This is a genomic window from Stenotrophomonas sp. a6 (assembly GCF_030913325.1).
Lineage (GTDB): Bacteria > Pseudomonadota > Gammaproteobacteria > Xanthomonadales > Xanthomonadaceae > Stenotrophomonas > Stenotrophomonas maltophilia.
On the sequence record NZ_CP133161.1, the window covers coordinates 1843219 to 1869482 of the forward strand.

The window sequence follows — 26264 nt, forward strand, 5'->3', positions numbered from 1 at the left end:
GGTCATTTGACCCCGTGCAGATCCCGCAGCTGGCTCGGCCGGCTGCCGAAATACGCCGCCAGATCGGCGATGTCCTGATCACTCAGGTCCTTCGCCTGTGGCGTCATCAACATGTGCTGGCGGTCACCGGCGCGGTAGGCCTGCAGCGCATGCGCCAGGTAGTCACCGTACTGCCCACCCAGCTTCGGATAGGTCGGATCGATCGGCGCATTGCCATCGGCCCCGTGGCAGTCGATGCAGCTCTGGTTGGTGGCCTTGCCCTTCACCTTGGCGCGGGCTTCACCGGCGGCCTCGCGACCTGCAGGCAGGCCAGCCGAAGAAGAAGAGCCGTGTTCGCCACTGGCATGGCCCGGGTCGGCGGCGGATGTCTCGCTGTTTTCCACCTGCGACTGTGAACAGGCCGCCAGCAGCAGGGCAACGGACAGGGCGATGGCGTGACGCAGCGGATGCGCGGCTTTCGACATGGGCGGGCCTTACTTGACGGTGGACAGGTAAACAGAGAGATCGGCGATCTCCTGTTCGCTGAAACTCATCGACTGCGCCTGCATCGTCGGATGCCGGCGCTTGCCCTGGCGGTACTCGGTCAGGGCCTGGGCCAGGTACTGCTGGGTCTGGCCGCCGATCTTCGGCACCCGGTAGCTGGGGTAGGCGTTCTTGTAGCCGGTGATGCCGTGGCACCCCTGGCAGGTGTAGGCCAGCACGCGGCCATTGTCGAAGTTGCCGGTGGGCGCGGCAGGCGCCGGCGCGGCGGCAGGAGCCGGGGCCGGAGCGGGTGTGGCAGGAGCAGGAGCGGGCTGTGCGGCGGCCCCAAGGGGCAGGAGGACGGCCAGAGCGAGACAAGCGGCGAGCGGCTGCGGGCGCATGGTGTCGTTTCCGGGGATTCGGGTCTGGTCGTTCCGGCGTGGGGTACGGAACGCCCCGAGTATAGCCTCAGGTTTCATCTAGCTGAAATGGGGTCGGGCCGACCAGCGGCGTGAAGACACCATGACCTTTGGGATATGGTGTTGCCGTGAAGTGGTGCATTACTTTGCTACCACACCTGTCCACGCATCCTCCAGGGACCTGACGATGTCGCACCCAACCTTCCCGTCCGGCCGTCGCAGCGGAATCTGCGCTGCCGCACTGCTGATCTCCACCTCCCTGTTGCTGGGCGGTTGCGCCGCAGGGCCCAATTCCGAAGCCAAGGCCGCCGAGACCAAGGAGGAGAAGAAGGTCGATGCGGTCCCGGTCGAAGTGGCCGTGGCCAGCCATCGCGCGGTCGCGGCCAGTTACACAGGCACCGCCGCGCTGGAACCACGCGCCGAGTCGCAGGTGGTGGCCAAGACCTCCGGTGTGGCGCTGGCGGTGCTGGTCGAGGAAGGCCAGCGGGTCACCGCCGGCCAGCCGCTGGTGCGCCTGGACCCGGACCGCGCACGCTTGGCCGTAGCCCAGAGCGAAGCGCAGATGCGCAAGCTGGAAAACAACTACCAGCGTGCACAGAAACTGGTTGGCCAGCAGATGGTCAGTGCTGCCGATGTCGACCAGCTGCGCTTTGATCTGGAAAACGTCCGTGCGCAGTACCGTCTGGCGACGCTGGAGCTGTCCTACACCACCGTCGTGGCGCCGATTTCCGGCGTGATCGCATCGCGCTCGATCAAGACCGGCAACTTCGTGCAGATCAACACGCCGATCTTCCGCATCGTCGACAACTCGCGCCTGGAAGCCACCCTCAACGTGCCCGAACGCGAGCTGGCCACGCTGCGTGCCGGCCAGCCGGTGACGTTGGCCGCCGATGCGCTGCCGGGCCAGAGCTTCACCGGCACCGTCGATCGCATCGCGCCGGTGGTGGATTCGGGCAGCGGCACGTTTCGCGTGGTCAGCGCCTTCGATGGCGCCGCGCACGCGCTGCAGCCCGGCATGTTCGGGCGCATCCGCATCGATTATGACCAGCGTGCCGATGCGCTCGTGGTGCCGCGCCTGGCGCTGCTCGACGACGGTGAGCCGGCGGTGTTCCGGGTGCGCGAAGGCAAGGTCGCACGCGTTCCGGTCAAGCTGGGTTACGCCGAGGGCCCGTGGGTGGAGATCCGTGATGGACTGGCGGCCGGTGATCAGGTGGTCACCGCCGGCAAGGTCGCGCTGCGCGACGGTACCGCGGTGCAGGTGATCGCCGATCCGAAGGCAAAGGCGAAGACGGTCGCAGCGGCCGCCAAGCCGGCAGACAAGGCCGGGAGCAAGCAATGACCGCCCCGGGCCACGACCACGGTGCCTCGCCGGCGAGCGATGGCGCCGCCGCCGGCATGCGCGGCGGCCTGGTGGAATTCGCCACCCGCCGCCGCGTGACCATCGCCATGTGCACGGTCACCCTGCTGCTGTTCGGCCTGATCGCGCTGGGCAACCTCAAGGTCAACCTGTTGCCCGACCTGAGCTACCCGACGCTGACCGTGCGCACCGAGTACACCGGTTCGGCGCCGACCGAAATCGAAACCCTGATCACCCAGCCGGTCGAAGAGGCCGTCGGCGTGGTCAAGAACCTGCGCAAGCTGAAGTCGGTCTCGCGCACCGGCCAGAGCGACGTGGTGCTGGAGTTCGCCTGGGGCACCAACATGGACCAGGCCAGCCTGGAGGTGCGTGACAAGATGGAAGCGCTGAACCTGCCACTGGAGGCCAAGGCCCCGGTGCTGCTGCGCTTCAATCCGTCCACCGAGCCGATCATGCGCCTGGTGCTGTCGAACAAGGTGGCGCCGACCAGCGATGCCGATGCGGTCCGCGAGCTGACCGGCCTGCGCCGCTATGCCGATGAAGACCTGAAGAAGAAGCTGGAGCCGGTTGCCGGCGTGGCAGCGGTCAAGGTCGGCGGTGGCCTGGAAGACGAGATCCAGGTCGACATCGACCAGCAGAAGCTGGCCCAGCTGAACCTGCCGATCGACACCGTCATCAAGCGCCTGAAGGACGAGAACATCAACATCTCCGGCGGTCGCCTGGAGGAGGGGTCGCAGCGCTTCCTGGTGCGTACCGTCAACCAGTTCGCCGACCTGGAGGAGATCCGCAACCTGCTGGTCACCACCCAGGGTTCGAACGGAAGTGCAGCCGACTCGGCATTGCAGCAGATGTTCAACATCGCCGCGTCGACCGGTTCGGCCGCGGCCATCGCAGCGGCCTCGGCGGCGCAGAGCGCATCGTCCGGTGCTGGCTCCAGCGTGGTCGCCAACGGTGTTCCGGTACGCCTGAAGGACGTGGCCACCGTTCGCCAGGGTTACAAGGAACGCGAAGCGGTGATCCGCCTGGGCGGCAAGGAATCGGTTGAACTGGCCATCTACAAGGAAGGCGACGCCAACACCGTGTCCACCGCCGAAGCGCTGCGCAAGCGCCTGGAGCAGATCAAGGGCACGTTCCCGTCCGACGTCGAGATGACCACCATCGAGGACCAGTCGCGCTTCATCGAGCACGCCATCGCCGACGTCAAGAAGGATGCGGTGATCGGTGGCCTGCTGGCGATCCTGATCATCTTCCTGTTCCTGCGTGATGGCTGGAGCACGTTCGTGATCAGCCTGTCCTTGCCGGTCTCGATCATCGCCACGTTCTTCTTCATGGGCCAGCTCGGCCTCAGCTTGAACGTGATGTCGCTGGGCGGCCTGGCATTGGCCACCGGCCTGGTGGTGGACGACTCGATCGTGGTGCTGGAGAGCATTGCCAAGGCCCGCGAGCGTGGCCTGGGCATCCTGCAGGCAGCGATCGTCGGTACCCGCGAAGTGAGCATGGCGGTGGTCGCCTCGACCCTGACCACCATCGCGGTGTTCCTGCCGCTGGTGTTCGTCGATGGCATCGCCGGCCAGCTGTTCCGCGACCAGGCATTGACCGTGGCGATCGCCATCGCGATCTCGCTGCTGGTATCGATGACGCTGATTCCGATGCTGAGCTCGCTGAAGGGCCGGCCGCCGCTGGCATTCCCGGAAGAGGCGCCGAACGAACCGTGGCAGCCGCAGAACCGCTGGCAGAAGCCGGTGGCGCTGGGCCGTCGTGGTGCCGTCGCAACCGCGCGCTTGAGCTTCTATGCGCTGGCCTGGCTGGTCGTACGTGCGTGGCGGGGCGTCGTGGCCGTGGTCGGCCCGGTGATGCGCAAGGCCAGCGACCTGGCAATGAAGCCCTACGCCGGTGCCGAGCGCGGCTATCTGCGCCTGTTGCCGAGCGCGCTGGCCCATCCGGGCAAGGTGCTCGGCGTGGCCACGATCATCTTCGTGGCGACCATGGCGCTGGTGCCGATGCTCGGTGCCGACCTGATCCCGCAGCTGGCGCAGGACCGTTTCGAGATGACGGTGAAGCTGCCGGCCGGCACACCGCTCAAGCAGACCGATGCGCTGGTGCGTGAGCTGCAGCTGGCCCACGGCAACGGCGAGGGCGTGGCCTCGCTGTACGGTGTCAGTGGCAGCGGCACCCGCCTGGATGCCAGCCCGACCGAGAGCGGCGAGAACATCGGCAAGCTGACCGTGGTGATGGAAGGCGGTGGCAATGCACGCACTGAAGCCGAGATCACCGAGCGCCTGCGTGACAGCATGGGCCAGCATCCGGGGGGACAGGTCGACTTCGCGCGGCCGGCGTTGTTCAGCTTCTCCACGCCGCTGGAAATCGAGCTGCGCGGGCAGGACATGGCGACGTTGGAAGTGGCTGGCCAGCGCCTGGCGGCGATGCTGCGTGGCAATGCGCACTACGCCGACGTGAAGTCCACGGTGGAAGAGGGCTTCCCGGAAATCCAGATCCGCTTCGACCAGGAACGTGCCGGTGCGCTGGGCCTGACCACCCGCCAGATCGCCGACGTGGTGGTGAAGAAGGTGCGCGGCGACGTGGCTACCCGCTACAGCTTCCGCGACCGCAAGATCGACGTGCTGGTGCGTGCCCAGGAAGGCGACCGCGCCAGCGTGGAGAGCATCCGCCGGTTGATCGTCAATCCGGGCAGCACCCGGCCGGTCACGCTGGATGCGGTGGCCGACGTGGTTGCCACCACCGGCCCCAGCGAGATCCATCGCGCCGACCAGACCCGCGTTGCGGTGGTCTCGGCCAACCTGCGCGACATCGACCTCGGCGCGGCCATGCGCGAAGTGCAGCAGATGGTGGCCGAACAACCGCTGGGCGCGGGTGTCGGCCTGCACATCGGTGGCCAGGGCGAGGAACTGGCGCAGGCGGCGAAGTCGCTGATCTTCGCCTTCGGCCTGGCGATCTTCCTGGTCTACCTGGTGATGGCCTCGCAGTTCGAATCGCTGCTGCATCCGTTCGTGATCCTGTTCACCATCCCGCTGGCGCTGGTCGGCGCGATCCTGGCACTGATGCTGACCGGCAAGCCCATCTCGGTGGTGGTGTTCATCGGCCTGATCCTGCTGGTCGGCCTGGTCACCAAGAACGCGATCATCCTGATCGACAAGGTCAACCAGCTGCGCGAGGCCGGCGTGGCCAAGCACGAGGCCCTGGTGGAAGGTGCACGTTCGCGCCTGCGGCCGATCATCATGACCACGCTGTGCACGCTGTTCGGCTTCCTGCCGCTGGCGGTGGCGATGGGCGAGGGCGCCGAAGTACGCGCGCCGATGGCGATCACTGTGATCGGTGGCCTGCTGGTGTCGACCCTGCTGACCCTGCTGGTAATCCCGGTGGTCTACGACCTGATGGACCGCCGTGGTGACGCCTACTACCGCGAGCGTGGCCGCAAGCACGCCGGCGAGATCGAGCCGGGCGCAGCAGGCAGCGCGGCGGGTGCGGAGGAGCCGGCATGAGTGTTGCCGAGTTCTCCATCCGCCGGCCGGTCACCACCATCATGTGCTTCGTGTCACTGGTGGTGATCGGCCTGATCGCCTCGTTCCGGTTGCCGCTGGAAGCGTTGCCGGACATTTCCGCGCCCTTCCTGTTCGTGCAGATTCCGTACACCGGTTCAACCCCGGAGGAAGTGGAGCGGACCATCATCCGCCCGGTGGAGGAATCGCTGGCGACGATGACCGGCATCAAGCGCATGCGCTCGTCGGCCACCTCCGAGGCGGCGCTGATCTTCATCGAGTTCAGCGACTGGGACCGCGACATCGCCATCGCCGCCTCCGATGCACGCGAACGCATCGACGCGATCCGCAGCGATCTGCCCGACGACCTGCAGCGCTACAACGTGTTCAAGTGGTCCAGCAGCGACCAGCCGGTGCTGAAGGTGCGCCTGGCCAGCACCACCGACCTGACCACGGCTTACGACATGCTCGACCGCGAGTTCAAGCGGCGCATCGAGCGTATCCCCGGCGTGGCCCGCGTCGACATCACCGGCGCGCCGCCGAACGAGGTGGAGATCGCCATTGATCCGAACCGGCTCAACGCGCATGGGCTGAGCATCAACGAGCTGAGTGACCGCCTGCGCACGCTGAACTTCTCGATCTCGGCCGGGCAGATCGACGACAACGGCCAGCGCGTGCGCGTGCAGCCGGTGGGCGAGATCACCGACCTGCAGGAAATGCGCGACCTGGTGATCAACGCCAAGGGCCTGCGCCTGGGGGACATCGCCGACGTGCGCCTGAAGCCGGCGCGGATGAACTACGGGCGCCGCCTGGACGGCAACCCGGCGGTCGGGCTGGATATCTTCAAGGAGCGCAGTGCCAACCTGGTGGAGGTGTCGCGCGCGGCGCTGGCCGAGGTTGAAGCGATCCGTGCCGAAGCGTCGATGCGCGACGTGCAGATCAAGGTGATCGACAACCAGGGCAAGGCGGTGACCTCCTCGCTGCTGGAACTGGCCGAGGCCGGTGCGGTCGGCCTGATCCTGTCGATCACGGTGCTGTTCTTCTTCCTGCGCCATTGGCCGTCCACGCTGATGGTGACCCTGGCCATTCCGATCTGCTTCACCATCACCCTGGGTTTCATGTACTTCGTCGGGGTGACGCTGAACATCCTGACCATGATGGGCCTGCTGTTGGCGGTGGGCATGCTGGTCGACAACGCCGTGGTGGTGGTGGAGAGCATCTACCAGGAGCGCGAGCGCATGCCGGGACAGCCGCGTCTGGCCTCGATCATCGGCACCCGCAACGTGGCCATCGCGCTCAGCGCTGGCACCTTGTGCCATTGCATCGTGTTCGTGCCGAACCTGTTTGGCGAGACCAACAACATCAGCATCTTCATGGCGCAGATCGCGATCACCATCTCGGTCTCGCTGCTGGCCTCGTGGCTGGTCGCGGTCAGCCTGATCCCGATGCTGTCCGCGCGCATGGCCACGCCCAAGCTGGTGCACTCGCAGACCGGCCTGATCGCGCGGCTGCAGCGCCGCTACGCCAGGCTGCTGGACTGGTCACTGCACCATCGCGGCTGGAGCCTGCTCGGCATCGTGCTGGTGGTGCTGGTCAGCCTGGTGCCGATGAAGCTGACCAAGGTCGACATGTTCGGAGGGGATGGCGGCAAGGACATCTTCATCGGCTACATGTGGAAGGGCGCCTACACCTATCGGCAGATGTCCGAGGAAGTGGCGCGCGTGGAGAACTGGATCGACGCCAACCGCGAGCGCCTGCACGTCAAGCAGGTGTACTCCTGGTACAGCGAGCAGGAAGGCAGCTCGACCGTGGTCACCCTGGACGAGAAGTACGCCAAGGACATCAAGGCGCTGCAGGAAGAGCTGCGCAAGGGCCTGCCGAAGTCGGCCCGCACCGACTACTTCGTTGGCAACCAGGGCGGTGATGGCGGCGGTGGCGGCAACCAGGGCGTGCAGGTGCAGCTGGTGGGCGACTCCAGTTCGATGCTGCAGGAGATCGGCCAGGAAGTGGTGCCGCTGCTGGCCCAGCGTGCCGAGCTGCGCGACGTGCGCATCGACAACGGCGAGAAGGGCGGCGAGCTGAAGGTGCGCGTCGACCGCGAGCGTGCCGCCGCATTCGGCTTCAATGCCGAGCAGGTCGCCAGCTTCGTCGGCCTGGCCCTGCGCGGTGCGCCGATGCGCGAGTTCCGCCGCGGCGACAATGAAGTACCGGTATGGGTGCGCTTCGCTGGCGCCGAGCAGAGCAGCCCGGAAGACCTGGCCGGCTTCAGCGTGCGCACCGGGGACGGCCGCAGCGTGCCACTGCTGAGCCTGGTCACCGTTGACGTCGGTTCATCGGCAACCCAGATCGGCCGCACCAACCGCCAGACCACGCTGACCATCAAGGCCAACCTGGCCGAGAAGGTCACCGCGCCGGATGGCCGCAAGGCGATGGAATCGGTGCTCAAGCCGATGAATTTCCCGGCCGGCTATGGCTTCACCTTCGATGGCGGCGACTACGGCAACGACGACGAAGCGATGCAGCAGATGGTGTTCAACCTGCTGATCGCGCTGGTGATGATCTACGTGGTGATGGCGGCGGTGTTCGAGTCGCTGCTGTTCCCGGCGGCGATCATGAGCGGCGTGCTGTTCTCGATCTTCGGCGTGTTCTGGCTGTTCTGGATCACCGGTACCTCGTTCGGGATCATGTCCTTCATCGGCATCCTGGTGCTGATGGGCGTGGTGGTGAACAACGGCATCGTGATGATCGAGCACATCAACAACCTGCGGCGCGGCGGCATGGGACGCACGCAGGCGCTGGTGGAGGGTTCACGCGAGCGATTGCGCCCGATCATGATGACGATGGGCACGGCGATCCTGGCGATGGTGCCGATCTCGCTGACCAACACGCAGATGTTCGGCAACGGCCCGGAGTACGCGCCGATGGCGCGCGCGATTGCCGGCGGCCTGGCGTTCTCCACGGTGGTCAGCCTGCTGTTCCTGCCGACCATCTATGCGGTGCTGGATGACCTGCGCAATGCCGTGACGCGGTTGATCCGCCGCGCGCGTGGAGTGGAAATGGTAGAGCCGGGCGCTGCCCGGCTGTAATGCACATCAACGTGTTGTGGTGTGGGGGAGGCCGGTCGTAGTGGGGCGGCCTCCCCCTTTTTCTGCCGGGCATGGCGTGCCAACCAAGGTTGGCACCTTCCAGAGCGCAGTCGAGCTTGGCTCGACGCTACACGGAACAATCAACCCGCCACCTTGCCCCACACCTTGAAGGTGGTCAGCCACAGGCCGAGCATGCTGCCGATGTTGGTCAGCATGAACGTCAGCACCACGCGCGTGACCCGATTGCGGTACCAGCCCTTCAGGCTCTGCGCGTCGTCGCGCAGCTTCAGGAAGTCTTCGTACGCCGGCTTGCGCAGGCGCGCTTCCACCAGCGCCGAGAATGCGCCGGTCGGGATGCTCAGGCGGAACGGCTTGAACGGGGCCACCGCGATCGCGGTGAGGATGCTCAGCGGGTGACCGCCTGCCAGCAGGCAGCCCAGGCCCGCCAGGCCGCCGGTATACATCGCCCAGGTCGCCAGCAGTTCGGTCCCCACGCCCAGACCACCGCGGTAGAAGCCCACGCCGATGCCGGTCGCCACGATGGCCAGGATGCCCAGCGTGAACCACGGAATGTTGCGCTTCTTCGGCACCGCCTCCAGCTCGGCGCGCAGCGGTGCCGGTGCCTCGGTGTCGGTTTCCAGGTAACGCGCCAGGCCTGCCAGATGACCCGCACCGACAACCGCCAGCACTTCACGCTGCTGCGGGTTGTGTTCCTCGCGCAGGCGCGTGGCCATGTAGCGGTCGCGCTCGCCGATGATGGTCTCGTACAGTGCCGGGCTCTCGCTGGCAAACTCGCCGAAGCTCGATTCCAGCATGTCGCCCTGCTTGAGCTTCTCGATCTCGTTCTCGCCCACTTCCTCGGACGAGAACAGGCCGGCGCCGAGACCGGCAACCAGCTTCAGCTTGCCGAAGAAGCCCAGCCGCTGCGAGGCGCGGCGGAAGGTCAGGCCGACCTCGCGGTCGATCAGGTGCACCGGCAGGTCGCGTTCGCGCGCCAGTTCCACCGCGCGCTTCAGTTCCGCGCCCGGCTCGATGTCGAGCTGTTCGGCCAGGCGGCGCTGGTAGGCGGACAGGGCCAGGTTGGCGGCGAACAGGGCGACGCGGCCCTTGCGAATCACCTCGACCAGGTCGAGCTTGGCCAGCGTGTCCGGGTCGCTCAGCGCCTGCAGGCGCTGCGGGTCCAGTTCAACGGCCACGGCGTCGAAGCGACCGCTGTCGATGGCTTTCTCCACCGCCTCGACGCTGGCGCGTGAGACATGGGCGGTGCCCAGCAGGGTGTAGCGCACGCCGTCGCGTTCAACAACGCGTACCGGCTGGCCGGCGAACAGGTCGTCGCCGGTCTCGGGAAGGGTTTCGGTCATGGGTTCATTCATTGGAAGGTGCAGTGTCGGCGCCATCGCCGAGCGCGCGCTGCATCTGCACGGTATCCAGCCAGCGGCCATGCTTGCGGCCGAGGCCACGGAACACGCCGACCAGCTCGAAGCCGAAGCGTTCGTGCAGCTTGATTGAAGCGGTATTGGTCGGTTCGCCGATGACCGCCACCATCTGCCGGTAGCCACGCGCCACGCAGGCGTCGATCAACGCCTGCAGCAGGCCGGTGCCAACGCCCTTGCCCTGGAACGCGGCATCGACGTAGACCGAGTTTTCCACGGTCCACTGGTAGGCAACGCGGGTGCGGTAGGTGTTGGCGTAGGCATAGCCGGCCACCTGGCCGTCAATCTCGGCGACCAGGTAGGGGAAGCCGCGGTCGATGATGTCGCGCATGCGGCGCAGCATCTCGGACGCGTCCGGGATGTCGTACTCGTAAGTGTTGACGAAGTCGGTCACTTCCACCGCGTAGATCGCGGTGATCGCGGCGATGTCGGCCGGACCGGCATCACGGATGAGGACGGCCATGCGCGGACTCCGGCTCAGTCGATGTAGCGCTTGAGCAGGTCGCCGTAGGCATCGATGCGGCGGTCGCGCAGGAACGGCCAGATGCGGCGCACATGCTCGCTGCGCTGCAGGTCGACATCGCACAGCAGAACCGTGGCATCGGTGCCGGCTTCGGCCAGGAACTCGCCCTGCGGGCCCAGCACGTGGCTGTTGCCCCAGAACTGGATGCCGGAGGCGCCCAGCGGCGAGGCCTCGTGGCCGACGCGGTTGCAGCTCAGCACCGGCAGGCCGTTGGCCACGGCGTGGCCGCGGTGGCTCAGCACCCAGGCGTCGCGCTGGCGGGTCTTCTCGTCCTGCACGTCGTCCGGGTCCCAGCCGATTGCGGTCGGGTAGAGCAGCAGTTCGGCACCGGCCAGCGCCATCAGGCGCGCCGCTTCCGGGTACCACTGGTCCCAGCACACCAGCACGCCAAGGCGACCCACCGAGGTATCGATCGGCTTGAAGCCGATGTCGCCCGGGGTGAAGTAGAACTTCTCGTAGAAGCCCGGGTCGTCCGGAATATGCATCTTGCGGTACTTGCCGAGCAGCGTGCCGTCCTTCTCGAACACCACGGCGGTGTTGTGGTACAGGCCGGCGGCGCGGCGTTCGAACAGCGAGCCGACCAGCACCACGCCGTGCTTCTTCGCCAGTGCGCCCAGGCGCTCGGTGCTGGGGCCCGGAATCGGCTCGGCCAGGTCGAATTCGTCCACCGATTCGTGCTGGCAGAAGTACGGACCGTTATGCAGTTCCTGCAGCAGCACCAGCTTGGCACCCTGCGCAGCCGCCTCGGCCACGCGTGCTTCGATCACCGCCAGGTTGGCGGCGGCATCACCGTGGTTGCGCTCCTGGATCAGGGCGACGGTAAGGGGGCTGCGCGAGTTCATGCGGGGCGTTCCTGCGGGGGAAAACCAGCATGTTAGCGCGGATGGACGGCGACGGCGTGTCGCGCGCTGAATGGGTGCGATCGGTAGTGCCGGCCGCGGGCCGGCAATCCCGTGGATCCATCAGGCAGTGCGGGGTTGCCGGCCAGCGGCCGGCACTACCGTCATGCCTTCAACAGCCCTTCCGGCAGCTGCATGGTGATGCAGTGCAGGCTGCCGTTCTGCCAGATCAGCGAGCGGCAGGGCACCTGCACGATCTCGCGGCCCGGGTGCGCCTGGGCCAGCACATCGCGGGCCAGGTCGTCGGCCGGGTCGCCATAGGCCGGCATCAGCACCGCACCATTGACGATCAGGTAGTTGGCGTATGACGCAGCCAGGCGGCGGCCTTCGTCGATCACCGGCTGTGCCCACGGCAGCGGGAACAGGCGGTACGGCTGGCCATCCTTGGTGCGCAGTGCGGCCAGCTCGTTGCCCATCGCCTGCAGTTCGGCGAAGTGCGAGTCGCTCTCGTCGTCACAGGCCTGGTAGACGATGCTGTCGGCCGAGGCGAAGCGGGCGAGGGTGTCGATGTGCGCGTCGGTGTCGTCGCCTTCCAGGTAGCCGTGGTCCAGCCACAGCACGCGGTCCTGCTGCAGCCAGTCGGCCAGGTCGGCACTCAGGCTGGCGCGGTCGCGGTCCGGATGGCGCTCGTGCAGGCACTTCCAGGTGGTCAGCAGGGTGCCTTCGCCATCGGTCTCGATGCCGCCACCTTCCAGCGCGAACGGGATGCTGCGCACCGGCGCGTCGTTGAACACGCCGGCCTGGTCCAGCACGCCCACCAGCTGGTCATCCAGGGTGGCGTCGAACTTGCCGCCCCAACCGGTGAAGCGGAAATCCAGCAGCTGGAAACCGCCGTCGGCACGGCGCAGGGTGATCGGGCCGGAGTCGCGCAGCCAGGTATCGTCGTAGGCGGCCGTGGTGAAGTGGACCTTGTCCATGTCGATGCGGTTGGAGCGCAGCCGCATTTCGGCATAGGTCTCCACATCGTCGTCGGCCACGCAGATCAGCACCGGCTGGAAGCGGGTGATGGCCGCGACCAGGGCGATGTAGGTCTCTTCCACCTGGCCCAGGCGGTCGGCCCAGTCGGTGTCGGCGGTGGGCCAGGCAATCAGGACGCCGCTCTGGGCTTCCCACTCGGCAGGAAAACGAAGGGTCTGGTTCATGGTCTCGCTACACAGGCCCGCCCACGGCGGGTAAAGGGATCAACGGATCGGCGGTTTCGGGCCGATTTCGTTCGGGTCCGCCTGGTTGGCCACCACGTCGATCACCTTCTGCTTCTCGAAGTAGACGGTGAACTGCGGGTACACCCAGCGGTTGATGGTCGGCCATTGCCGCTTCTGCCCGCCACGCGGCTGCAGCTGTTCGCTCGGCGCGCCGAACTGCGCCTGTACCTGCTGCATGCTCTGGCCGCGCACGGGCAGGGCACCGGCCGGCTTCTCGCGGGCGCGGTCGACAAGCAGGGTATCGGCCAGCGCCGGTGTGGCGGCGGCCAGGGTGGCCATCACGGCCAGGGCGGACAGGTAACGCTTCATCTCGATCTACTCCCCAGTGGTCAAGAAAGGCGATTACAGCAAAATCAGCAGGAAAAAGCCGCATAAACAAAAAACCGCCCGAAGGCGGTTTCTTGCATCGGGTCGGCCCCGCGTAGGGCCAGCCGCAGCCGTGAAGGCTGTTGGGCTTAGCGCTGACGCGCCTTGAAACGCGGGTTCGACTTGCAGATGACGAAGATCTTGCCGCGACGACGGACGACCTTGCAGTCGCGGTGACGGGCCTTCGCCGACTTCAGGGAGGACAGGACTTTCATGGCATACCTCGGCGTAAACAGTAGTTGTTCGGGTGGAGCGTGGCCGCGATATGCGAAAGACAATCGGCAGTTGACGCTCGTTCAAGCCCGCCATTCTACCGGGCTTTTCCTCGTGGTTTCAAGTGGTTGCACAAAAGATCCCGCTGGGGGTGTCTGGCAGGGGCTAGAATGGCCCCTTCACACGCTCTGGGAACCCCATGAATCCACTCGCTCCCGTCCTGACCATCGACGGCCCTTCCGGGGCCGGCAAGGGTACCATCAGCCGCATCATCGCGCGCCGGATGGGCTGGCATTACCTGGATTCGGGGGCGCTGTACCGCGCGGTGGGCGTGGCCGCGAGCTGGGCCGACATCGACACCTCCGACGCCTCGGCGCTGGTGCGCTGCACCTTCGACACCCATGTTCAGTTTGTTGAACAGGGCGAGTCGATGCGGGTCATGGTCAACGGCACCGATGCCACCGACGAGCTGCGCCTGGAGACCACTGGCGCTCTGGCTTCTGCCATCGCCGCCATTCCCGAGGTGCGCGCCGCGCTGAAGGAGCGCCAGCGCGCATTCAGGGAGCTGCCCGGCCTGGTCGCCGATGGCCGCGACATGGGTACGGTGATCTTCAAGGACGCCCCCTACAAGGTCTTCCTGACCGCCAGTGCCGAGGAGCGCGCCGAGCGCCGGCATAAGCAGTTGAAAGACAAGGGGGTTTCTGTTAACTTTGATGACCTCCTGCGCGAGATCATGGCCCGCGACGCCCGTGATGCCCAGCGTACCGTGGCGCCCCTGAAGCCGGCAGACGATGCTGTCCTCATCGACACCACAGGCATCGGCATCGATGATGTCGTTGCCCGAGTGATGGATCTGCTTCCGGTTCCGGCTGCCTGATCCGTTCGCGCGGGAGCACTGCCAGCTGCATCGGTGGTGGTCGCGCAAAGCAGTGCTGTACCAGCTCCGTCGCGCAATGATGCGTGGCGGTTTTCCTACTACACACGACCTGCGTTTCCGGGGTCGACCAACAGGCGGGCGGTCGCCATTCCCCTGAAGGGGACGCCACCGACCCATGTGTCCAACAGAGTAAATCTAATGACCGAATCATTTGCCGAACTGTTTGAAGCCAGCCAGGCCAACCTGGCCAAGCTGAAGCCGGGCGCCATCGTCAGCGGTACCGTTGTTGAAGTCCGCGGCGACGTCGTGGTGATCAACGCTGGCCTGAAGTCCGAAGGCATCGTGCCGATCGAACAGTTCCGTAACGACGCTGGCGAAATCGACGTCGCCGAAGGCGACATCGTCAAGGTCGCCCTCGACTCGATCGAGAACGGCTTCGGCGAAACCGTCCTGTCGCGCGAGAAGGCCAAGCGCGCGATGGTGTGGGACGAGCTGGAAGAAGCGTTGGAAAAGAACGAAACCATCACCGGCCGCATCAGCGGCAAGGTCAAGGGTGGTTTCACCGTGGACATCAAGGATGTCCGCGCCTTCCTGCCGGGTTCCCTGGTCGATGTGCGCCCGGTGCGCGATCCGGCCTACCTGGAAGGCAAGGAACTCGAGTTCAAGCTCATCAAGCTGGACCGCAAGCGTAACAACGTCGTGGTCTCGCGCCGCGCTGTCGTCGAAAGCGAGCACTCGGAAGAGCGCGAGCAGCTGATGGACAAGCTGCAGGAAGGCGCGATCCTGAAGGGTGTCGTCAAGAACCTGACCGATTACGGCGCGTTCGTGGACCTGGGCGGCATCGACGGCCTGCTGCACATCACCGACATGGCGTGGAAGCGCGTGCGTCACCCGTCGGAAGTCGTGAACGTCGGCGACGAGCTGGACGTCCGCGTGCTGAAGTTCGACCGCGAGCGCAACCGCGTTTCGCTGGGCCTGAAGCAGCTGGGCGAGGATCCGTGGGACAACATCGGCCGTCGTTACCCGGCCAACAGCCGCGTCTTCGGCAAGGTCTCCAACGTCACCGATTACGGTGCGTTCGTTGAGATCGAGCCGGGCGTCGAAGGCCTGGTGCACGTCTCCGAGATGGATTGGACCAACAAGAACGTCAACCCGTCCAAGGTTGTGCAGGTTGGTGACGAAGTCGAAGTGATGGTGCTGGACGTCGATGAAGAGCGTCGCCGTATCTCGCTGGGCATGAAGCAGGTTGCCGCCAATCCGTGGGAAACCTTCGCTGCCACCCACAAGAAGGGTGACAAGGTGTCGGGCCAGATCAAGTCGATCACCGACTTCGGCATCTTCATCGGCCTGGACGGCGGCATCGACGGCCTGGTCCACCTGTCCGACATCAGCTGGAACACCACCGGCGAAGACGTTGTTCGCAACTTCAAGAAGGGCGATACCCTGGACGCCGTCGTCCTGGCTGTTGACCCGGAGCGCGAGCGCATCTCCCTGGGCGTGAAGCAGCTGGAGCAGGATCCGTTCGGCCAGTACATGGCTGCCAATCCGAAGGGCTCCAAGGTCGAAGGCGTGGTGAAGGAAGTCGACGCCAAGGGCGCGATCATCGAGCTGGCTGACGGCATCGAGGGTTACGTTTCGGCTCGCGACATCGCCAACGAGCGCGTTGACGACGCCACCCAGCACCTGAAGGTCGGCGACAAGATCGAAGCCAAGTTCGTGGGCATGGACCGCAAGGGCCGCACCCTGCAGCTGTCGATCAAGGCCAAGGACGACGCGGAAATGCGCGAAGTGCTGGAGGAATACCAGTCCTCTTCGGCTTCCAGCGGCACCACCCAGCTGGGCGCGCTGCTGCGTGCACAGCTGAACGGCAACAAGTCCGAGTAATCGGCCTTACGCTGTTTGTTGTTTCCTGGACGGCCCGGGCTTCTGCCCGGGCCGTTTCAGGCTGAGATGCCCCTGATGTGAGCCGGTAATGACCAAATCCGAACTGATCGAAATCCTTGCGCGCCGCCAGGCGCACCTGAAGGCCGATGATGTCGATCTGGCGGTGAAGTCGTTGCTGGAGATGATGGGCGGATCGCTGTCCGCCGGGGATCGCATCGAAATCCGTGGTTTTGGCAGCTTCTCGCTGCACTATCGTCCGCCGCGCCTGGGTCGCAACCCGAAGACCGGCGAATCGGTTGCCCTGCCGGGCAAGCACGTCCCCCATTTCAAGCCGGGCAAGGAACTGCGCGAGCGGGTCAGCAGTGTGCTGCCGCTGGACGCCGATCCGGCCTGAGCCCCGTCGCGCCACCGCGTGCGAATCCAGCCGCGGGTCGGATAAGCTACGGACTCCTGCCACTGGAGCTGTCGCATGAAGGTCTTTCGTCTGCTGGTCCTGCTGGCGGTCCTGATCCTTGGGCTGATCATTGGTGCGGTCAACATGACCGCGATGTCGATCAACCTGCTTTTCACTCAATTGCACACCTCGGTGGGCGTGGCGCTGATCGCTGCACTGCTGGTGGGTGTCGTGGTCGGTGCCGGCCTGGTACTGGTGAGCGTGGTCATTCCGCTCTACAGCCAGCTGCGCCGTGCCAACAAGTCCGTGGCGGCAACGCCGGCCGCGGGTGTTTCCCCCCAATCTTTTGATGGACGCTGATCGAAGATGGATTTCGTCACCGAGTGGCTTTGGTTTTTCCTGTTCGTTCCGCTGGCCGCACTGGCCGGGTGGGTGATCGGCCGGCGCGGTGGCCAGCGCCACGGTGACAACCAGGTCAGCCGCCTGTCCAGCACCTACTTCCGTGGCCTGAACTACCTGCTCAACGAGCAGCCGGACAAGGCCATCGAACTGTTCCTGCACATCGCCGAACTGGACAAGGAAACCTTCGAGACCCAGGTCGCGCTAGGCCACCTGTTCCGCCGCCGCGGTGAAGTCGACCGCGCCATCCGCCTGCACCAGGGGCTGGTCAACCGCCACGACCTGAGCGACGCGCAGCGCGTGCAGGCCCTGCTGGCGCTGGGCGAGGACTATATGAAGTCCGGCCTGCTGGACCGTGCAGAGACCGTGTTCACCGAGCTGGCGCATCTGGACCAGCGTGCCCCGCAGGCGCTCAAGCACCTGATCGGCATCTACCAGGCCGAGCGCGACTGGGAAAAGGCGATCGACAACGCCACCCGCTTCGAAGACGTCACCGGCGAGCCGATGGGCAAGCTGATCGGGCAGTTCGAGTGCGAACTGGCCGAACGCTTCCGCGGCGCCGGCAAGCTGGAAGAGGCGAGGGCAGCGATTGCCCGGGCCTACCAGGCCGATGCGATGTCGGTGCGCGCCGGCATCATCGAAGGTCGCCTTGAGACCGATGCCGGCAACGCTGAAGCCGCCGTGCGTGCATTCGAGCGCGCCGCGCGCAACGACCCGGAGTACCTGCCGGAGCTGCTGCCGGCGTTGATGGAAAACTACCGCAAGGTAGGCGATCTGGCAGGCGCACGTGCGTTCCTGTCGGAAATGACCGAGCACTACCGTGGCATCGCCCCGGTGCTGGCCCTGACCCGGCTGATGGAAGAGCAGGAGGGCGTGGCTCCGGCCCGAGCCTACCTTGGCCGCCAGCTCAAGGATCGTCCGTCGGTGCGTGGCGAATCGGCGCTGATCGACCTGACCCTGGCCGAGGGCGCCGATTCCACGGCGACCCTGCATGACCTCAAGCACATCACCGACCAGCTGCTGGTGCGCAATCCCGCTTACCGCTGCACCCGTTGCGGGTTCGGTGCACGCACCCACCACTGGCAGTGCCCGAGCTGCAAGGAGTGGGGCACGGTCAAGCCACTGCTGAACTACGCGGTGCTCTGATCCATGCCGTGGCTCGTGATGGGCGCGCTGCTGGGGCTGGCCCTGCTGAGTGCGGGGTTGACCTGGGCGGCACGGGGCTATGCCCTGCGCCAGCAACTGCTGGACCACCCCGGCGAGCGTCGCAGCCATAGCGTGGCAACGCCGCGCGGTGGTGGCATCGCCATCGTCATCAGCCTGCTGGTCACCGCCGGTGCAGCGATGTGGGTCTGGCCTGAATCGATACCGAGCCTGCTGGTGGCCAGCCTGGGCCTGGTGCTGGTGGCGGGCATCGGCTGGTGGGACGACCACCGGCCGTTGCCGGCCATGCGCCGCCTGCTGGTGCACTTCATTGCCGCCGCGCTGCTGGCCGCCCTGGTCAAGGTGCATGGTGGAAGCTGGTTGCTGGCCGGGCTGGTGCTGGTATTCACCGCCTCGTTGATCAACATCTGGAACTTCATGGATGGCATCAACGGTATTGCCGCCAGCCAGGCCATTGTTGTTGCGCTGGGCCTGGCGCCGGTGCTGCCCTGGCCGTATTCGCTGGCCGCGGTGGCGCTGGGCCTGGCCTGCCTGGGCTTCCTGCCGTTCAATTTCCCACGGGCCCGGATCTTCATGGGTGATGTCGGAAGTGGCGCGCTGGGCTATGCAGTCGCCGTCGTCCTCGCGATCGCTGCGGTGCGTACCGATATCAACTGGATCCTGCTGCTGGTGCCGGCTTCGGCGTTCCTCGTGGACGCGGGCTTCACACTGGCGGCGCGCATCATCTCAGGACAACGCTGGATGGAACCCCATACCCAGCACGTCTACCAGCGGGCGGTGCAGGCAGGAGCCAGCCACGCCCAGGTGACAGGGATGTACTTTGCTTTGGGCCTGTTCAGTATTACAGTGCTTAATGTCTGCTCCAATTTGCAGCCGAGGTGGGAGGCTGTCCTGGCGGTCGCGTGGTTTCTCGCGCTGAGCGTCCTCTGGATCCTCCTGCGCAATGGATTGCGTCACCGACAAGGAAATACCTGACTTATGGCTTCACCCTGGCGGGACAGAATCCTCGGCCTGATGCCGCGTTCGGCCATCGTCTGCCACGACCTGTTCATGGTCTGGGCATGCTGGCAGCTGCTCCACGCCGGGCGGTACTCGATCCTCCCCAACGCGCCCTCGCTTCCGCTCTGGAATGTCGACACCACCCTGGTGCTGCTGCTGCAGGGCCTGGTGTTCTGGCGCGTGGGCCTGTATCGCGGGCTGTGGCGTTTCGCCAGCGTCAGCGACCTGCTGAACATCTTCAAGGCCAGCTTCATCGGCCTGGTCGGCATCGTGCTGGTGCTGATGTGGAAGCGTTTCGACGGCGTGCCGATGTCGGTGCTGGTGATCTATCCGTTCGCGCTGTCGGCGCTGCTGGGCGCGCCGCGCCTGCTGTACCGGGCCTGGAAGGATTACCAGGCACTGCAGTCGGATTCGAGCGCGCGCCGCGTGCTGATCCTCGGTGCGGGGCAAGCCGCCGAGACGCTGGTCCGCGATCTGCGCCGCTCCGGCAACTTCGAACCGGTCGGCCTGCTGGACGACGCACCGCACCTGCGCGGCGCCAAGCTGCAGGGCCTGCCGATCCTGGGCAGCCTCGATGATGCCCCGGCGGTGGTCCGCGAGACTGCGGCCAAGTTGCTGGTGATCGCCATGCCCTCGCTGGATGCCGCAGGCATGCAGCGGGTGGTCGCCATCTGCGAAAGCACCGGCGTGCCGTTCCGCACCGTGCCCAAGCTGAGCGACATCCTGCAGGGGCAGTCGCTGCCCGGCCAACTGAAGGAAGTGGCGATCGAGGATCTGCTCGGCCGCAAGCCGATCACCCCGGACTGGAACCTGATCCGGGGCTGGTTGGGCGGTCGCACCGTGATGGTGACCGGTGCCGGTGGCTCGATCGGCTCGGAGCTGTGCCGCCAGTGCGCGCGCCACGGTGCCGGCCGCATCATCCTGCTGGAGATCAGCGAACTGCTGCTGCTGACCATCGAGGGTGAGCTGCGTCGCAGCTTCCCCGATATCGAGATCGAAGCGGTGCTGGGCGACTGTGGCGATCCTGCGGTGATCCGCCATGCGCTGTCGCTGCATCCGGTCGACACCGCGTTCCATGCCGCAGCGTACAAGCATGTACCGGTGCTGGAACGGCAGCTGCGCGAAGCTGTGCGCAACAACATCCTGGCGACCGAGAACGTGGCCCGCGCCTGCCTGGAAGCGCGCGTCGAGCATTTCGTGTTCATCTCCACCGACAAGGCGGTCGATCCGGTCAACGCGCTGGGTGCCAGCAAGCGCTATGCCGAGATGATCTGCCAGAGCCTGGACCAGAAGTCCACGCACACCCGTTTCGTTACCGTGCGCTTCGGCAACGTGCTGGCCTCGGCCGGCAGCGTGGTGCCGCTGTTCCGCGAGCAGATCCTGCGCGGTGGTCCGGTCACGGTCACCGATCCGGAAGTCACCCGCTACTTCATGACCATCCCCGAGGCCTGCCAGTTGATCCTGCAGGCCGCAGCCTCGGCCTCGCACGGTGCGATCTACACGCTCGACATGGGCGAGCCGGTGCCGATCCGGCTGCTGGCCGAGCAGATGATCCGTCTGGCGGGCAAGCAGCCGTACAAGGATGTGCAGATCATCTATACCGGCCTGCGTCCGGGTGAGAAGCTGCACGAGACGCTGTTCTATTCGGACGAGGACTACCGCGCAACCGCGCATCCGAAGGTCCTTGAGGCCGGCGTGCGCATGTTCTCGCGCGATCTGGTGCTGGGCAACGTCCCGCGCCTGCGCGAGGCGGTGTGCAGCTACGACACCGAAACCATCAAGGAAGTCCTGTTCGCGACGATGCCCGAGTTCTCGCCAATCGAACAGGATGCTTACATTTCATCCGCTAAAGTCGTGCCCTTTCCCGCACGCGAGGCCAACAGGCACCAATGAGCAAGCGAATTCGCAAAGCAGTTTTCCCCGTAGCGGGTTTGGGGACGCGTTTTTTGCCAGCAACCAAGACCGTGCCGAAGGAGATGCTGCCGATCATTGACCGGCCGCTGATCCAGTACGCCGTGGATGAAGCAATCGAGGCCGGCTGTGACACGCTGGTGTTCATCACCAACCGCTACAAGCACGCGGTCGCCGACTACTTCGACAAGGCCTACGAGCTGGAGCAGAAGCTCGAGCGCGCCGGCAAGCAGGAGCAGCTGGAGCTGATCCGTCACGTGCTGCCCAATGGCGTGCGCGCGATCTTCGTGACCCAGGCCGAGGCGCTGGGCCTGGGCCATGCGGTGCTGTGTGCCAAGGCCGTGATCGGTGACGAGCCGTTCGCGGTACTGCTGCCGGACGACCTGATCTGGAACCGCGGCGACAGCGCGCTGAAGCAGATGGCCGATCTCAACGAAGCCAGTGGCGCCAGCGTCATTGCCGTTGAAGATGTGCCGCACGACAAGACCGCCAGTTACGGCATCGTCGCGACCGAGGCCTTCGATGGCCGCAAGGGCCGTATTTCGCAGATCGTGGAGAAGCCGAAGCCGGAGGACGCGCCGAGCGACCTGGCCGTGGTCGGCCGCTACGTGCTGAGTCCGAAGATCTTCGAGCTGCTGGAGCAGACCGGCAGCGGTGCCGGCGGCGAGATCCAGCTGACCGATGCGATCGCGCAGCTGCTGAAGACCGAAGAGGTGGATGCCTACCGTTTCGAGGGCACTCGTTTCGACTGCGGTACGCACCTGGGGCTGGTGGAAGCGACGATCCGCTTCGCGCTGGACAACCCGAAGCTGGCCGGCCCGGCGCGGGAGAAGCTGACGGCGATGTTGGCGGAATAAGGGTTTTATCAAGGGCTCCGTGCGGCGCCTTGATTGATACGTGGGGGAGGGGGCGGATGGCCCTCTCCAAAACACGCCAAAGCCCTTCCATGGTGCTCGATGGCGCCATCCATGGCGCCAACGGTTTTGGAGAGGGCCATCCGCCCCCTCTCGACAGTTTCCGTGCGGCGCGGACGGAAGGGCGGAATCAAAGGCAGAAGCACAAGCAAAAAAGGCAGCCATAGGCTGCCTTTTCTGCTTGTTGGGGTCAGATCCCTTTGCGCAGCAAAGGGCTCTGACCCCAGCTTTTGACCTTGCTTTTGCTAAACCCTCCGCCGCGCGGAATGTTGGGTGGCGCGGGTGGGTGAGGCTGACCGGGACTGTCAGCGGCATGGGCCAGGCGCATGCGCCTGGCGGGTTGGGCAGGGCGCCCAACCCCGGCCTTGCTGCGTGCGCAGGATTGCGCACGCTAGCAAGCCGCTGCCAAGCCCCCATGGGTGAGGGCGCTTTGCTTGCGAAGCACTGCTTCGCAAGCGCCCGAACGCACAGCCGCCAGCGGCTGGGCCGGTCTGGGGGTTCACGGCGTGTCCCGGGCAGCCTCACCCACCCGGGCCCCACAGCCAACCAACAATCAGCCGGCAACGCCTTGATCCTTACAGCGCCTCGAAAATACCCGCTGCGCCCATGCCGGTGCCGATGCACATCGTCACCATGCCGTACTTCTGCTGGCGACGACGCAGGCCGTGCAGCAGGGTGGCGGTACGGATCGCGCCGGTCGCACCCAGCGGGTGGCCCAGGGCAATCGCGCCACCCAGCGGGTTCACCTTGCTCGGGTCCAGGCCGCAATCGCGGATCACCGCCAGCGACTGCGCGGCGAACGCTTCGTTGAGCTCGATCCAATCCAGCTGGTCCTGGGTCAGGCCGGCCTGCTTCAGTGCCTTCGGGATCGCGGCGATCGGGCCGATGCCCATCACTTCCGGGCGCACGCCGGCCACCGAGAAGCTGACGAAACGGGCCAGCGGGGTCAGGCCGTAGTCCTTGATCGCCTGTTCCGAGGCCAGCAGCACGGCACCGGCGCCGTCGCTCATCTGCGACGAGTTACCGGCGGTGACGGTGCCGCCGAACTGGCCGTTGCGGAACACCGGGCGCAGCTTGGCCAGGCCTTCAGCCGAGGAATCCGGGCGCGGGCCTTCGTCGGTGTCGGCGATCTTGTTGCGGGTGATGATGCGCTGGCCGTCGGCCAGGTCCGGCAGGTGCGAGACGATCTCGTACGGGCTGATCTCGTCCTTGAACTCGCCGTTCTGGATCGCGGCCATGGCCTTCTGGTGCGAGGCGAGGGCGAAGGCATCCTGGTCTTCGCGCGAGACCTTCCACTCTTCGGCCACCTTCTCGGCAGTGATGCCCATGCCGTAGGCGATGGCCACGTGGTCGTTGTCGAACACGCTCGGCGCCATCGCGATCTTGTTGCCCATCATCGGCACCATCGACATCGACTCGGTGCCGCCGGCCAGCATCAGGTCGGCATTGCCCAGGCGGATCGCGTCGGCGGCCTGCGCCACGGCCTGCAGGCTGGAGGAGCAGAACCGGTTCACGGTCTGCGCGGCGATGGTGTTGGGCAGGCCGGCCAGCAGCACGCCGATGCGCGCCACGTTCATGCCCTGCTCGGCTTCCGGCATGGCGCAGCCGATGATCGCGTCATCGATGCGGTTGACGTCCACGCCCGGGGCCTGGGCGACGACGCTGCGCAGCACGTGCGCAAGCATGTCGTCGGGGCGGGTGTTGCGGAACATGCCCTTGGGCGCCTTGCCGACCGGGGTGCGGGTGGCGGCGACGATGTAGGCGTCCTGGATTTGCTTGGTCATTGCAGTGATCTCTCGAATTTTTTAGCCGGGGTGCCGACCAACGGTCGGCACCCACCAGAGGCAGAGGAGTGCCAACCAGGGGTCGGCACCCGCCATCAATCAGTTACGCAGCGGCTTGCCGGTCTTCAGCATGTGCGCGATGCGGGCCTGGGTCTTTTCCTGCTGGGCCAGTTCGACGAAGTGCTTGCGCTCCAGGGTCAGCAGCCACTCTTCGTCCACCAGGGTGCCGCGGTCGACCTTGCCACCGCACAGCACGGTGGCGATGCGTTCGGCGATCTCGTAGTCGTACGGGCTGATGAAACGGCCTTCCAGCATGTTGACCAGCATCATCTTGAAGGTGGCGATGCCCACGTCACCGGCCACCTGGATGCGGCGTGCCGGCAGCGGCGGACGGTAGCCCGCTTCGGCCAGTGCACGGGCTTCGGCCTTGGCGATGTGCAGGGCCTCGTAGCTGTTGAACACCACCTTGTCGGTACTGCGCAGCAGGCCCAGTTCCTTGGCGTTGACCGCCGAGTTGGACACCTTGGCCATCGCCACGGTCTCGAAGGTCTTCTTCAGTTCGGCGAACACGTCACCGCCCGGGCCTGCGGCCTGCGAGGCACGCACGGCCAGTTCCTTCAGGCCGCCACCGGCCGGCAGCAGGCCGACACCGGCCTCGACCAGGCCGATGTAGCTTTCCAGGAAGGCCACGGTCTTGGCGCTGTGCATCTGGAACTCGCAGCCGCCACCCAGGGCCAGGCCACGCACCGCAGCCACCACCGGCACCAGCGAGTACTTGATGCGCTGGCTGGTGCGCTGGAAGTTGGCGACCATCTCCTCGAACTGGTCGACCTTGCCGGCCTGCAGCAGGCCGAGTGCACCGGCCAGGTCGGCACCGGCGGAGAAGGGTTCCTTCTGCTGCCAGATCACCAGGCCCTGGAAGTCCTTCTCGGCGCGGCTCACGCATTCCTGCAGGCCGTCCAGCACCTGGTCGGACACGGTGTTCATCTTGGTCTTGAAGCTGACCACGGCGATGCCATCACCGTCGTGCCACATGCGCAGGCCGTCGTTCTCGAACACGGTCTCGCCCGGCGCGAACTTCTCGCCCAGCAGCGGATCCGGGAAACGCTGGCGCTGGTACACCGGCAGCGACGAGCGCGGCAGCTTGGCGTTGCGCGACGGGCTGTAGCTGCCCTCGGCGGCGTGCACGCCGTCGCGGCCGTCGAAGACCCAATCCGGCAGCGGGGCATTGCTCATGCTCTTGCCGGCGACGATGTCATCGGCGATCCACTGCGCCACCTGCTTCCAGCCGGCGGCCTGCCAGGTTTCGAACGGGCCCAGCGACCAGCCGTAGCCCCAGCGGATGGCCAGGTCGACATCGCGCGCGGTCTCGGCAATGTCGGCCAGGTGGTAGGCGCTGTAGTGGAACAGGTCGCGGAAGGTCGCCCACAGGAACTGCGCCTGCGGGTGCTGGCTCTCGCGCAGCTTGGCGAACTTCTCGGCCGGGTTCTTGATCTTCAGGATCTCGACCACTTCCGGGGCGGCAGTGCGGTCGGCCGGGCGGTAGTCCTGCTTCTCCAGATCCAGTACCACGATGTCCTTGCCGACCTTGCGGAAGATGCCGGCGCCGGTCTTCTGGCCCAGCGTGCCCTTGGAAATCAGCGCGTCCAGCCACTTCGGCGACTTGAAGAATTCATGCCACGGGTCATTCGGCAGGGTGTCGCCCATGGTCTTGATGACGTGGGCCATGGTGTCCAGGCCGACCACGTCGGAGGTGCGGTAGGTGGCCGACTTCGGGCGGCCGACCAGCGGGCCGGTCAGGCCGTCCACTTCATCGAAGCCCAGGCCGAACTGCTGGGTGTGGTGGATGGTGGACAGGATCGAGAACACGCCGATGCGGTTGCCGATGAAGTTCGGGGTGTCCTTGGCGTACACCACGCCCTTGCCCAGGGTGGTGACCAGGAATGCTTCCAGGCCTTCCAGCACGGCGGCATCGGTGGTGGTGGCCGGGATCAGCTCGGCCAGGTGCATGTAGCGCGGCGGGTTGAAGAAGTGCACGCCGCAGAAGCGGTGGCGCAGCTGCTCGGGCAGCACGTCGGCCAGCTTGTTGATGCCCAGGCCCGAGGTGTTGGAGGCCAGCACCGCGTGGTCGGCCACGAACGGGGCGATCTTCTTGTACAGGTCCTGCTTCCAGTCCATGCGCTCGGCGATGGCCTCGATGATCAGGTCGCAGTCCTTCAGCTGCTCCAGGCCGGACTCGTAGTTGGCCGGGGTGATGGCTTCGGCCAGCGACTTGCTGGCCAGCGGCGCCGGGCTCAGCTTGCCCAGGTTGGCGATCGCCTTCAGCACGATGCCGTCGGCCGGACCTTCCTTGGCAGGCAGGTCGAACAGCACGGTGTCGACGCCAGCATTGGTGAGATGGGCGGCGATCTGGGCACCCATGACGCCGGCACCCAGCACGGCGGCGCGGCGGACTAGCAGGGAATTGGACATGGTGTAGGG

20 protein-coding genes and 1 pseudogene are annotated in these 26264 nt (G+C 66.0%); 11 read left to right on the plus strand and 10 right to left on the minus strand.

Features of this window, described 5'->3' with window-relative positions:
* Positions 1-2 precede the first annotated feature (2 nt).
* Both Q9Q79_RS08630 and Q9Q79_RS08635 read right to left on the minus strand, forming a co-directional pair.
* The gene (locus Q9Q79_RS08630) at positions 3-464 is read right to left on the minus strand and encodes a cytochrome c (protein WP_012479939.1); all 462 of its coding nucleotides are present in this window, start codon (positions 462-464) and stop codon (positions 3-5) included.
* A 9-nt stretch (positions 465-473) separates the two neighbouring features.
* Positions 474-863: a c-type cytochrome gene (locus Q9Q79_RS08635; protein ID WP_005413034.1), complete on the minus strand. Its 390-nt coding sequence runs from the start codon at positions 861-863 to the stop codon at positions 474-476.
* A 205-nt stretch (positions 864-1068) separates the two neighbouring features.
* On the opposite strand from Q9Q79_RS08635, the gene Q9Q79_RS08640 reads away from it, so the two are divergent.
* From Q9Q79_RS08640 to Q9Q79_RS08650, 3 genes and pseudogenes are all read left to right on the plus strand, one after another.
* The gene (locus Q9Q79_RS08640; RefSeq protein WP_005413036.1) at positions 1069-2220 is read left to right on the plus strand and encodes a MexH family multidrug efflux RND transporter periplasmic adaptor subunit; all 1152 of its coding nucleotides are present in this window, start codon (positions 1069-1071) and stop codon (positions 2218-2220) included.
* Between the two features lie 62 nt (positions 2221-2282).
* Positions 2283-5738: pseudogene (locus Q9Q79_RS08645) on the plus strand (efflux RND transporter permease subunit); the annotation flags it as partial.
* Positions 5735-8821, plus strand: a complete 3087-nt coding sequence (locus tag Q9Q79_RS08650; protein ID WP_005409277.1) for an efflux RND transporter permease subunit — start codon at positions 5735-5737, stop codon at positions 8819-8821. The pseudogene Q9Q79_RS08645 and the gene Q9Q79_RS08650, both read left to right, overlap by 4 nt.
* Positions 8822-8961: 140 nt before the next feature.
* Here the strand turns inward: Q9Q79_RS08650 and Q9Q79_RS08655 are convergent, their stop codons facing one another.
* From Q9Q79_RS08655 to ykgO, 6 genes are all read right to left on the minus strand, one after another.
* Positions 8962-10194 carry a TraB/GumN family protein gene (locus Q9Q79_RS08655; RefSeq protein ID WP_010484557.1) on the minus strand — a complete coding sequence of 411 codons (1233 nt, stop codon included), beginning with the start codon at positions 10192-10194 and terminating at the stop codon, positions 8962-8964.
* A complete protein-coding gene (locus Q9Q79_RS08660) occupies positions 10187-10717 on the minus strand; it encodes a GNAT family N-acetyltransferase (protein WP_005409279.1) in 531 nt (176 codons plus the stop codon). The genes Q9Q79_RS08655 and Q9Q79_RS08660 overlap by 8 nt, the downstream gene beginning before the upstream one ends.
* A 14-nt stretch (positions 10718-10731) precedes the next feature.
* On the minus strand, positions 10732-11619 hold the full coding sequence (locus Q9Q79_RS08665; RefSeq protein WP_005409280.1) for a carbon-nitrogen hydrolase: 888 nt from the start codon (positions 11617-11619) through the stop codon (positions 10732-10734).
* A gap of 161 nt (positions 11620-11780) precedes the next feature.
* Positions 11781-12818 carry an agmatine deiminase family protein gene (locus Q9Q79_RS08670; RefSeq protein WP_033834906.1) on the minus strand — a complete coding sequence of 346 codons (1038 nt, stop codon included), beginning with the start codon at positions 12816-12818 and terminating at the stop codon, positions 11781-11783.
* A gap of 39 nt (positions 12819-12857) precedes the next feature.
* Positions 12858-13187 carry a hypothetical protein gene (locus tag Q9Q79_RS08675; protein WP_005416228.1) on the minus strand — a complete coding sequence of 110 codons (330 nt, stop codon included), beginning with the start codon at positions 13185-13187 and terminating at the stop codon, positions 12858-12860.
* Between the two features lie 146 nt (positions 13188-13333).
* Positions 13334-13459: a type B 50S ribosomal protein L36 gene (gene ykgO, locus Q9Q79_RS08680; RefSeq protein ID WP_005409283.1), complete on the minus strand. Its 126-nt coding sequence runs from the start codon at positions 13457-13459 to the stop codon at positions 13334-13336.
* 197 nt (positions 13460-13656) lie between these two features.
* Here ykgO and cmk point away from each other — a divergent pair, with 197 nt between their 5' ends.
* From cmk to galU, 8 genes are all read left to right on the plus strand, one after another.
* On the plus strand, positions 13657-14334 hold the full coding sequence (gene cmk / locus Q9Q79_RS08685; protein ID WP_005409284.1) for a (d)CMP kinase: 678 nt from the start codon (positions 13657-13659) through the stop codon (positions 14332-14334).
* Between the two features lie 198 nt (positions 14335-14532).
* Complete coding sequence (gene rpsA, locus Q9Q79_RS08690) at positions 14533-16218, plus strand: 30S ribosomal protein S1 (RefSeq protein ID WP_005409285.1); 1686 nt, start codon at positions 14533-14535, stop codon at positions 16216-16218.
* A gap of 88 nt (positions 16219-16306) precedes the next feature.
* Complete coding sequence (locus Q9Q79_RS08695) at positions 16307-16612, plus strand: integration host factor subunit beta (RefSeq protein WP_005409286.1); 306 nt, start codon at positions 16307-16309, stop codon at positions 16610-16612.
* A 75-nt stretch (positions 16613-16687) separates the two neighbouring features.
* The gene (locus Q9Q79_RS08700; protein ID WP_005409287.1) at positions 16688-16972 is read left to right on the plus strand and encodes a lipopolysaccharide assembly protein LapA domain-containing protein; all 285 of its coding nucleotides are present in this window, start codon (positions 16688-16690) and stop codon (positions 16970-16972) included.
* A gap of 6 nt (positions 16973-16978) precedes the next feature.
* Positions 16979-18157: a lipopolysaccharide assembly protein LapB gene (lapB, locus tag Q9Q79_RS08705; RefSeq protein ID WP_049397759.1), complete on the plus strand. Its 1179-nt coding sequence runs from the start codon at positions 16979-16981 to the stop codon at positions 18155-18157.
* Between the two features lie 3 nt (positions 18158-18160).
* The gene (locus tag Q9Q79_RS08710) at positions 18161-19150 is read left to right on the plus strand and encodes a glycosyltransferase family 4 protein (protein ID WP_111193972.1); all 990 of its coding nucleotides are present in this window, start codon (positions 18161-18163) and stop codon (positions 19148-19150) included.
* A gap of 3 nt (positions 19151-19153) precedes the next feature.
* The gene (locus Q9Q79_RS08715) at positions 19154-21067 is read left to right on the plus strand and encodes a nucleoside-diphosphate sugar epimerase/dehydratase (protein WP_005413043.1); all 1914 of its coding nucleotides are present in this window, start codon (positions 19154-19156) and stop codon (positions 21065-21067) included.
* Positions 21064-21942, plus strand: coding sequence for a UTP--glucose-1-phosphate uridylyltransferase GalU (gene galU / locus Q9Q79_RS08720; protein ID WP_005409291.1), 879 nt, complete (start codon positions 21064-21066; stop codon positions 21940-21942). Before Q9Q79_RS08715 ends, galU begins: the two co-directional genes overlap by 4 nt.
* 632 nt (positions 21943-22574) lie before the next feature.
* Here the strand turns inward: galU and Q9Q79_RS08725 are convergent.
* Together Q9Q79_RS08725 and Q9Q79_RS08730 are read right to left on the minus strand one after the other, a co-directional pair.
* Positions 22575-23783, minus strand: a complete 1209-nt coding sequence (locus Q9Q79_RS08725) for an acetyl-CoA C-acyltransferase (RefSeq protein ID WP_201863889.1) — start codon at positions 23781-23783, stop codon at positions 22575-22577.
* Positions 23784-23882: 99 nt separating this feature from the next.
* Positions 23883-26255, minus strand: a complete 2373-nt coding sequence (locus tag Q9Q79_RS08730; protein WP_114618665.1) for a 3-hydroxyacyl-CoA dehydrogenase/enoyl-CoA hydratase family protein — start codon at positions 26253-26255, stop codon at positions 23883-23885.
* Between the last annotated feature and the right edge of the window lie 9 nt (positions 26256-26264).

Coding starts and splice junctions, on each gene's coding strand:
- Q9Q79_RS08650 (WP_005409277.1), top strand. CDS start 5,735: ATGAGTGTTGCCGAGTTCTCCATCCGCCGGCCGGTCACCACCATCATG.
- cmk (WP_005409284.1), top strand. CDS start 13,657: ATGAATCCACTCGCTCCCGTCCTGACCATCGACGGCCCTTCCGGGGCC.
- rpsA (WP_005409285.1), top strand. CDS start 14,533: ATGACCGAATCATTTGCCGAACTGTTTGAAGCCAGCCAGGCCAACCTG.
- Q9Q79_RS08670 (WP_033834906.1), bottom strand. CDS start 12,818: ATGAACCAGACCCTTCGTTTTCCTGCCGAGTGGGAAGCCCAGAGCGGC.
- Q9Q79_RS08715 (WP_005413043.1), top strand. CDS start 19,154: ATGGCTTCACCCTGGCGGGACAGAATCCTCGGCCTGATGCCGCGTTCG.
- lapB (WP_049397759.1), top strand. CDS start 16,979: ATGGATTTCGTCACCGAGTGGCTTTGGTTTTTCCTGTTCGTTCCGCTG.
- Q9Q79_RS08630 (WP_012479939.1), bottom strand. CDS start 464: ATGTCGAAAGCCGCGCATCCGCTGCGTCACGCCATCGCCCTGTCCGTT.
- Q9Q79_RS08665 (WP_005409280.1), bottom strand. CDS start 11,619: ATGAACTCGCGCAGCCCCCTTACCGTCGCCCTGATCCAGGAGCGCAAC.
- Q9Q79_RS08700 (WP_005409287.1), top strand. CDS start 16,688: ATGAAGGTCTTTCGTCTGCTGGTCCTGCTGGCGGTCCTGATCCTTGGG.
- Q9Q79_RS08730 (WP_114618665.1), bottom strand. CDS start 26,255: ATGTCCAATTCCCTGCTAGTCCGCCGCGCCGCCGTGCTGGGTGCCGGC.
- Q9Q79_RS08640 (WP_005413036.1), top strand. CDS start 1,069: ATGTCGCACCCAACCTTCCCGTCCGGCCGTCGCAGCGGAATCTGCGCT.
- Q9Q79_RS08695 (WP_005409286.1), top strand. CDS start 16,307: ATGACCAAATCCGAACTGATCGAAATCCTTGCGCGCCGCCAGGCGCAC.
- Q9Q79_RS08635 (WP_005413034.1), bottom strand. CDS start 863: ATGCGCCCGCAGCCGCTCGCCGCTTGTCTCGCTCTGGCCGTCCTCCTG.
- ykgO (WP_005409283.1), bottom strand. CDS start 13,459: ATGAAAGTCCTGTCCTCCCTGAAGTCGGCGAAGGCCCGTCACCGCGAC.
- Q9Q79_RS08655 (WP_010484557.1), bottom strand. CDS start 10,194: ATGAATGAACCCATGACCGAAACCCTTCCCGAGACCGGCGACGACCTG.
- galU (WP_005409291.1), top strand. CDS start 21,064: ATGAGCAAGCGAATTCGCAAAGCAGTTTTCCCCGTAGCGGGTTTGGGG.
- Q9Q79_RS08710 (WP_111193972.1), top strand. CDS start 18,161: ATGCCGTGGCTCGTGATGGGCGCGCTGCTGGGGCTGGCCCTGCTGAGT.
- Q9Q79_RS08725 (WP_201863889.1), bottom strand. CDS start 23,783: ATGACCAAGCAAATCCAGGACGCCTACATCGTCGCCGCCACCCGCACC.
- Q9Q79_RS08675 (WP_005416228.1), bottom strand. CDS start 13,187: ATGAAGCGTTACCTGTCCGCCCTGGCCGTGATGGCCACCCTGGCCGCC.
- Q9Q79_RS08660 (WP_005409279.1), bottom strand. CDS start 10,717: ATGGCCGTCCTCATCCGTGATGCCGGTCCGGCCGACATCGCCGCGATC.